Here is a 7,844-nt window from a genome sequence, read left to right as displayed (position 1 = left end):
GCCACCATACCCCATCGACGCATCGAAGCCGTTCACGGCAAGCAGGTGTTCCCGCCACGTGGAGGCGTTGTTGCCATGCCAGCGTGCGGGCGTGGTGGTGACGCGATCGAGCAGTGCACCGAAGCGTGGGCCTGCCCAGCGGAAGGCGCGACTGCCGGGACGAAAGCCGTGCGCGACGAGCCAGCGCAGCCGCGTCGCATTCCCGCTGCGCACGTCGTCCACCGTGATGCGCTCGCTGACGGCTGCAGGCAGCTTGACGTAGCCCCCGGCGAGGTAGCGATCGGGACGCGCGAGACGGGCGTGCGTTTCGACGAGTCGCGGGTGCGGGAGCGAGTCGCCGTCGGAGAACAGGAGATACTCGCGGTCGGTGCGGAGGATCGCGCGGTTCAGGATCTCGTTCTTGCGGAAGCCGCGGTCGCTGTGCCAGACGTGCACGACTTCCAGACCGCTGGCAGCGCGCACACGCTCGATCGCGGCGGCGGTCCCGGGTCCGGAGCCGTCGTCTGCCACCACGACCTGCAGGTCGCGCCAGGTCTGCACGGCGTAGCCCCAGAGCGAAAGCTCGAGCGCGTGCGGCCAGTTGTATGTCGAGAGGATGACGGCGATCCGCATCGGGTCCGATCGCTGGCGCTGCTCCGTGTAGTGAACAGCGCCAAGCTAGCAGATGCCCTGCGATTCTGCGATCGGAGCGGCAGACCTCAGCGACGCTGGGGCCCTGCCGCGACGGTGTCCGGCTCCGCGATGCCGAACGGTGCCCAGACCTGCGCGGCGCCGGCAGGCAGTGCACGGTGCTCCCGCAGGCTGACCGCACTGTCATAGACGAGCCGGCCAGTGTCGCCGGGTGCGCGCAGGTCGCGGACGACGGCGCCCTCGAAGATCTCCGCGTTGACCCGCTCGGCCTGCTCGAGCAGCGCACGACGATCTTCATCATCGCGGGCGCACGACCATGCGAGCGGCAACAGTGCGAGCAGCAGAACGCGCAACCGCCTCACGTCTGCACCTCCAGGCGACGGGCATCATCGGACGGCGCACCGGCAGCGAGCCAGCCGCGGAACTCCTCGACCTGCAGCGCGAAGCGCCACTCCTCGAGGATCGACACTGCGACGGCACGCAGGCCGCCGCTGCCGTCGCCAGCGTCCAGCACGCGCTGGAAGAGCCACTCCTCGAACTCTTCCGTCGCGGGGGCATCCGCAACGGCCTGCTCGAGCAGGTCGCGCTTCATCGCGAGTCCGATCGCATCGGGCGTGGTGTTGCGCTTGCGACGACGCCGTCGTCCCTCGGACGCCTCGAGTGCGCCGATCAGCTCACTGCAGAAGGTGGCGGGCGTGAGTGCGTCCATGATCAGCTCACGATCGTGGGAACGGGCGCGACCTGCACGCGCACGTGAAAGCCCTCGTGCGCGGGACGGCTGAAGCCGCGTTCTGCCGCTGCGATATCGAGCTCCAGCGTGCGCGCGTCCTCGAGCAGCAGCATGTCCGCCGGTGTGCCGCGCAGCACTGCGCGGGTCTTCCAGTAGCCGTGACAGGTGCTGCAGGTCTCGACCCAGCACACCTGGCCCGCGGGGCCGTCCGGCACGAGCGAGCCGAGCTTTGCGTGGTCGGTCTCACCGCAGAACGGGCAGAGCAGCACGTGCGTCTTCCACCCCGTGCCGCAGCGGCCGCAGCGGAGCTGACGAGCGCGGTCGAGACCGAGCGCTTCGGCGGCGAGTGGCAGCGCTCCGCACACGGGACAGTAGCCCTCGCCCCAGTCGACACCGGCAGCGGGTGGGAGTGCGCGTGCTGCGGCGTGCAGCACGGGCAGTGCGGCGAGCTGGGCTGCAGCCCGCAGCCGATCCGCGTCGACGCCTGCATGGTCGGCGAGTGCGGCGATCCGCTCGTCGTCCTGCGCGAGGGCGACTTCGAGCAGCGCGGCCGCGTCCAGCGTGTCCAGGCCGAAGCGCTCACCCGGCGGGAACGCGGCGGCCAGGACCGCATGCACGTGGCCGCGCGTTGCCGCAGGATCGAGCGGGATCGTGGCACCGTGCAGGGCGGGCGCTGCGGCCTCGGGCATCCGCGGCGGCAGCGGCGCGAGGCTGCGCCACGGCTCTAGCCGCAGTGCGTCGAGCGCGACGCGCAGCGGCAGCAGCCAGGGCAGCAGCTCCGGCCGTTCACGCTCGAGCTGTTCGCTCAGCTCTCGCGGCGCGGTTCCGTTCCGAACGGCATTGCGGGTTCCGGGCATTCCACATCCGTCATGCGACAGGGAGTGTCATGGTACGGCTCTGCACCTTCATGGATCTCGACGATCACGTCCCGGTTGCCGGGATCGGCGCCGGCGCCGCCGCCGCGCTCACGCGTCGCCTCGGGGCTGGTGCATGCAGCAACCGTCGCGAGCAGTGCGAGCAGGAGTGCTCTCATGGCCATGGCACTGTCGACGTCATCTGCACCCCGCTGTGCGGGCCGTGAATGGTTTCCGATCCGATCAGGATGATGAAACGCAGCATGAAGCCGCCGATCAGCACGAGTACCGCACCGATCGCGATGCGGTTGCCGCGCCATCGCTCGCCCATGAAGTTCGGCCGCAGGTGCAGCGTCAGCGGGATCAGGATGCCGAGCACCACGACGAACAGCAACAGGACGATGCCGCGCCAGCTCAGCCACACACTCGCGACGCTGCCGAGCGAGAGCAGGAAGAACGCCAGCACGACGAGCTCGAGGATCAGCGCCCAGCCGTCGAACCAGGTCAGGAACTCGACGGTCGAGGCGTCAGCACGTGTCTCGCGTCGCCAGAGCGCGAGCAGGATCAGCGTGGCGGCGGCAGTCGATGCGGCGGACGTCAGGAACAGGACGCCGAGGAACTGCGTGTCTGCCCAGATCGGACGGTTGGAGACGGCGAGCAGCACGCCCGTGTAGCTCGCGACGAAGAAGCCGAACGCGGCGCCGAACAGTGCGAGGATCTTGCCGAGCGTGCTGTCGTAGAGCACTCGCAGGTTTCGCCAGCGAATGCGACCGTCATCGGCCAGCGCACCGATCGCGGACAGGGTCGCGATCGCGCCGAACAGGAACAGCGCCCAGGAGCCGATCGACATCGGTGACCAGGGCTTGAAGACGGGCAGCGGGAAGCGTTCCGACTGGAAGAGCATGTGCCAGAACCGGAGCGGCCGGTGCAGGTCGACGATGAGCAGCAGCCCGCTGATGATCGCGCCCAGTGCGGCGACGACGTAGCCGATGCGCACGATGGGCCGGTCATGCGGGCGGCCGAGCCAGTGCAGCGCGGCAGCGATGAAGTACGAGCCGCCCGCGATGCCGCCGATGAAGAAGTACGGAATGATGAAGAGCGACCACTCCGGCGACGCGGTATACCAGGTATCAGGCAGCATCGCTCGCTCCTCAGGTCACGACGCGCGGCGGCGGCGGGACGTCGTCGTCCGGCGGCGGCGGCACGTCATCGTCGTAGCGGTGCCCGGCCATGTCGTCCATGCGACGCTTGCGGATCCCGATCGCGGCCAGGGCGCCGAGCGCCGCCGCACCCGCGACGCCGAGCGCCGAGCTGTTGACCAGGTTGCGACTCGGCATCTGCGGGTTGCGAGGCAGGCCGTACACCTCCGGGTCGTCGATCAGCAGGAAGAACGCGTTCAATCCACCCAGCGGACCATCCGGGTCGGCGCCGTACAGGTACGCGTCCGTCATCCCTTCCGCGCGCAGCTTCTGCACACGCTGCTCGGCACGCTCACGCAGCTCATCGACGGTGCCGAACTGGATCGAGTCGGTGGGGCACGCCTTGGAGCATGCCGGCTCGAGACCGACGCTGATGCGGTCGTAGCACAGCGTGCACTTCTGGGCGGTCCCGGACGCCGGGTTCATGTCGATGACCCCGAACGGGCACGCCGCGATGCACGCACGACAGCCGTTGCACACGTCGGACTGGATCACGACCGTGTCGAACTCGGTGCGGATGATCGCGCCCGTCGGGCACACCTCGAGGCAGCCGGCCTGCACGCAGTGCTTGCAGACGTCGCTCATCAGCAGCCAGCGCCCGTTGTACGCGTTGGGGAACTGCTCGACGAACTTGACGTGCCGCCAGTGGATGCCGTCCAGGCGCAGGGTGTTGTCGTAGCTTTCGCCCGACATCTCCCACTCGCCGCCACCCGCGGCTGGCAGCTGGTTCCAGTTCTTGCACGCGACCTCGCACGCCTTGCAGCCGATGCAGACCGTCGTGTCCGTGAAGAACCCCATGGGCTGCGCTTCCGGCCCGCCGTGCCAGTACATCGGGCCGGTCGCGGCAACGGTGCCGGGCGTCGCCGAGTGCGGCGCGGTCTCCGTCGCGGGCGCACTCGGGGCTCCGCTGCGGCCGGTCGGCACGCCGGTGCCTGCGGTGTCCTGCTGCGCTGCGCGGGGCTGTCCGGCCGTCGGCTGCTGGCCGGTGCGGGCGCCGCTCGATGGCTGCTGCTCGCCGAGCAGCGCGGCGAGCGGGTCGGTGACGCCGAACTCGCGACCGTAATAGTGCGGACGCTGCGGCCGCGTCTGGCTCAGAACCGGGAGTGTGCGCAGTACCGCCATCAGGCCTTCTCCACGTTGCAGACGAATGCCTTGCCCTCGTGGATCGAAACGTTCGGATCACCCACGAACGCGGTCAGCTCGTTGACGACGTCGCCGCGCGCGAGCCCCATCCATCCCCAGTGCCACGGCATGCCGACGTGATGGATGGTCCTGCCCGCGACCTGCATCACGCCGATGCGGTTGGTGACCAGCGCACGCGCTTCGATGCGCGCACGCGGCGTGGTCACGACGACGCGATCACGGTTCGCGATCCCCTTCTCCTGCGCGAGCGCGGTGCCGATCTCGATGAACAGCTCCGGCATCAGCTCCGAGAGCCAGGGCAGCCAGCGGCTCATCGAGCCGGACAGGTAGTGCTCCGTCAGGCGGTAGGTGGTGATCACGTATGGGAACTCGGGATCACCCGGCTCCGCGACCGCGTTGCCCGTACGCCGCCAGTACTTCAGCACCGGCGAGCTCTGCTGGCGCGGGTACAGCAGGTTCTGCACGGGCGACTCCATCGGCTCGTAGTGCACGGGGAGCGGGCCATCCGCGAGCCCTGCCGGCACGAAAAGCCAGCCCTTGCCATCGCCCTTCATGATGAAGGCATCCGTGCCCGACAGCGCATCGAGCCCGATGCCGCCCGGGTCGCCGGGATCCGTCGGTGCCTTGGTGGCCGCGAAGTCCGGCACGTCATAGCCCATCCACCGTGAGCCGTCCCACCAGACCCAGCGCTTGCGCTCGCTCCACGGGTTGCCATCCGGATCGGCAGAGGCGCGGTTGTACAGCACGCGGCGATTCGCCGGCCAGGCGTACCCCCACCCGAGGTGCGCACCCGGCTGATTGGGCGGATCCGGGTTGCGCGCCGCCGTCAGGTTGTTGTCCGGCGCGGGGAAGCAGCCGCTGTAGATCCAGGACGCGCAGGTGGTCGAGCCGTCGTCGCGCAGCGCGGCAAAGCCGGGGAGATGATCGTTCGGCCGCCCCGTCTGGTAGCCATTGATCTCGCGCAGGATCTTCGCGGCATCCGGCTCACCCGGATAGATCGGCTCGGTTCCGGGATCCGGATCGAAATCCCAGAGCGTGTTCCGCCAGCCCTGGTCACGCGGCAGCGTGCTGCTCGCGTACGCCTGCTTCAGCCGCTTCGCCAGGTTGTGATAGAACCACGTGTCCGTGCGGCAGTCGCCCGGCGCCCTGGCGGCCATGAAATGCCACTGCAGCATGCGCTGCGTGTTCGTGAAGGAGCCGTCGTACTCCGCGATCTGTGTCGACGGGAAGAAGAAGACCTCCGTCTGGATGTCACCGACGTCGACGCTGCCGTCCTGCACCTCCGGCGCGGTGTACCAGTGCGTCGCGGTTTCCGTCAGCCAGTTGTCCTTGACGACGAGCCAGTCCAGACGACGCATCCCCTCGCGTTCGACGCGCGCATTGAGCGACGTCGCCGGGTTCTGCCCGACGCACAGCATGCCGCGCACGTTGCCGTCCGCCATGGCGGAGAACATCGCCATGTGCGAGTGATCGCCCAGGATCTTCGGGTGCCAGTCGTAGCCGAAGTCGTTGGCCGGCGTGGCAGCGTCGCCGTAAAACGACTTGAGATACGAGACCATGAACTTCGGCGTGTTCGCCCAGTAGCCGCCGGGTGCGGTCTCGGTGCGCAGGTAGTCCTCGAGCGAGTCGTGCTGCTTGAGCGCCGACGGGGCCGACATGTAGCCGTGAATGCTGTGATACAGCGTCGGCACATCCGTCGAGCCCTGGATCGCCGCGTGACCGCGCAGCGCCATGATGCCACCGCCCGGACGACCCATGTTGCCGAGCAGCAGCTGCAGCAGCGCGGCGCACGAGATCGTCTGCACCCCGTTGGTGTGCTGCGTCCACGCAACCGCGTAGGCAAAGGCGCTCGTGCGGTCACGCCCCGAGTTCTCGAGGAGCGTTTCCGCCACCGCAATGAACTTCGCGCGCGGGGTGCCGCAGATCTGCTCGACCACCTCCGGCGTGTAGCGGGAGAAGTGGCGACGCACGACTTGCAGCACGCAGCGCGGATGGCGGAGCGTGGGGTCCGTGCGTGCCTGCGGCTGGCGCAGCGAGCGGACCAGGTCGTCGTAGCCCGGGCCGAGCTCCGGGGCCGGCCCGGGCTCCCCCTCGCGCTGACCCTCGGGAAGCTCGCCCGATTGCACGGTCGCCGCCGGGCGACCGGAGGCAAGCTGGCCCGCCGTGCCGATCGTCTCTCCCGGCTCGCCCGCGCCTCGGTCGTACTGCCACGTCTCCGTCGCGTACGCACCGACGAACGCATTGTACTGCCAGGCCGCTGGCTCGGTGTACTGCATCAGCCCCGAGAAGCGGCCGTCGAGGTCCTCCGTATCACGGAAGTCCTCGTTCACCAGCGTGGCAGCGTTGGTGAAGTTGACGACGTAGTCGCGGAAGAAGGGATCGGTGTTCCAGCGGTCGCTGCTCATCACGTAGTTGATCAGCCCGCCGAGGAACGCGATGTCGCTGCCCGCACGGATCGGCGCGTGCAGGTCGGCGACCGCACTGGTGCGCGTGAAGCGCGGATCGACGTGGATGATCTTCGCGCCGTTGACCTTCGCCTTCATCGGCCAGCGGAACGCCACGGGGTGGCACTCCGCCATGTTGGAGCCCATGATGACCAGGCAGTCCGTGTGCTCCAGGTTGCGCGGGTACGTCGTCGCTGCGCCTCTACCGAGCCGTGTCCCCAGACCGGGGACGCTGGAGCTGTGTCATATCCTGGCCTGGTTTTCTATCGCGACAATGCCGAGGCCCCGGCAGAACTTCTGCGCGAGGTGGTTGAACTCGTTGTCCAGCGTCGCACCACCGAGCGCAAAGATCGATGTCGTGCAGTTCACCCGCCTGCCGTTCGGCAACGCCTCGATGAACGTCTCGTCCCGCGTCTGACGGATCAGCTCCGCAACACGGTCCATTGCCGCTTCCAGCTCCATTTCCTCCCAGCCGCTCGCACCCGGACGACGGTGCAGCACCTTCTGCGGCCGGTTCGGATTCTTGTGAAGCTGGTAGATCGCGGCGCCCTTCGGGCAGAGCGTGCCCTCGTTGTGCGGCGAGCGCGGATCCCCCTCGATATTGATGATCTCACCCTCGCGCACATGGATCAGCGTCGCGCAGCCGACCGAGCAGAACGGGCAGATGCTCGGGACCGTGCGACTGTCACTGATGCGCAACGCCTGTGCGCGCGCGCGTGCAGGGGTGAGACTGACACCGAAGGCGGCCACGCCGCCGATGGCGCTCGCCGCGCCGGAGAGCTTCAGGAAGGAACGGCGGGAAAGCTCCATGCGGATCCCTCGCGGATGAAGGTCGGATGCGCGG

The 7,844-nt window shown here is 68.7% G+C and carries 8 protein-coding genes; all 8 read right to left on the bottom strand.

Features of this window, described 5'->3' with window-relative positions; genetic code table 11:
• Positions 1–612: glycosyltransferase (locus tag VFU06_09315; GenBank protein ID HEU5209598.1), on the bottom strand; the 612-nt coding region annotated here is incomplete at its 3' end.
• 86 nt (positions 613–698) lie between these two features.
• A complete protein-coding gene (locus VFU06_09310; GenBank protein ID HEU5209597.1) occupies positions 699–992 on the bottom strand; it encodes a hypothetical protein in 294 nt (97 codons plus the stop codon).
• A complete protein-coding gene (locus VFU06_09305) occupies positions 989–1,339 on the bottom strand; it encodes a hypothetical protein (protein HEU5209596.1) in 351 nt (116 codons plus the stop codon). Before VFU06_09305 ends, VFU06_09310 begins: the two co-directional genes overlap by 4 nt.
• Positions 1,340–1,341: 2 nt before the next feature.
• A complete protein-coding gene (fdhE, locus tag VFU06_09300; protein ID HEU5209595.1) occupies positions 1,342–2,217 on the bottom strand; it encodes a formate dehydrogenase accessory protein FdhE in 876 nt (291 codons plus the stop codon).
• Entirely contained in the window at positions 2,166–2,399 is a 234-nt protein-coding gene (locus VFU06_09295) for a hypothetical protein (protein ID HEU5209594.1), read from the bottom strand. The genes fdhE and VFU06_09295 overlap by 52 nt, the downstream gene beginning before the upstream one ends.
• Positions 2,390–3,355: an NrfD/PsrC family molybdoenzyme membrane anchor subunit gene (nrfD, locus tag VFU06_09290; protein ID HEU5209593.1), complete on the bottom strand. Its 966-nt coding sequence runs from the start codon at positions 3,353–3,355 to the stop codon at positions 2,390–2,392. The genes VFU06_09295 and nrfD overlap by 10 nt, the downstream gene beginning before the upstream one ends.
• Before the next feature lie 10 nt (positions 3,356–3,365).
• Positions 3,366–4,535, bottom strand: a complete 1,170-nt coding sequence (locus tag VFU06_09285) for a 4Fe-4S dicluster domain-containing protein (GenBank protein ID HEU5209592.1) — start codon at positions 4,533–4,535, stop codon at positions 3,366–3,368.
• Entirely contained in the window at positions 4,535–7,810 is a 3,276-nt protein-coding gene (locus tag VFU06_09280; protein HEU5209591.1) for a molybdopterin-dependent oxidoreductase, read from the bottom strand. Before VFU06_09280 ends, VFU06_09285 begins: the two co-directional genes overlap by 1 nt.
• Positions 7,811–7,844 lie beyond the last annotated feature (34 nt).

The organism is Longimicrobiales bacterium (assembly GCA_035764935.1).
Taxonomy (GTDB): domain Bacteria; phylum Gemmatimonadota; class Gemmatimonadetes; order Longimicrobiales; family RSA9; genus DASTYK01.
This window is presented reverse-complemented; position numbering and strand designations above follow the sequence as displayed.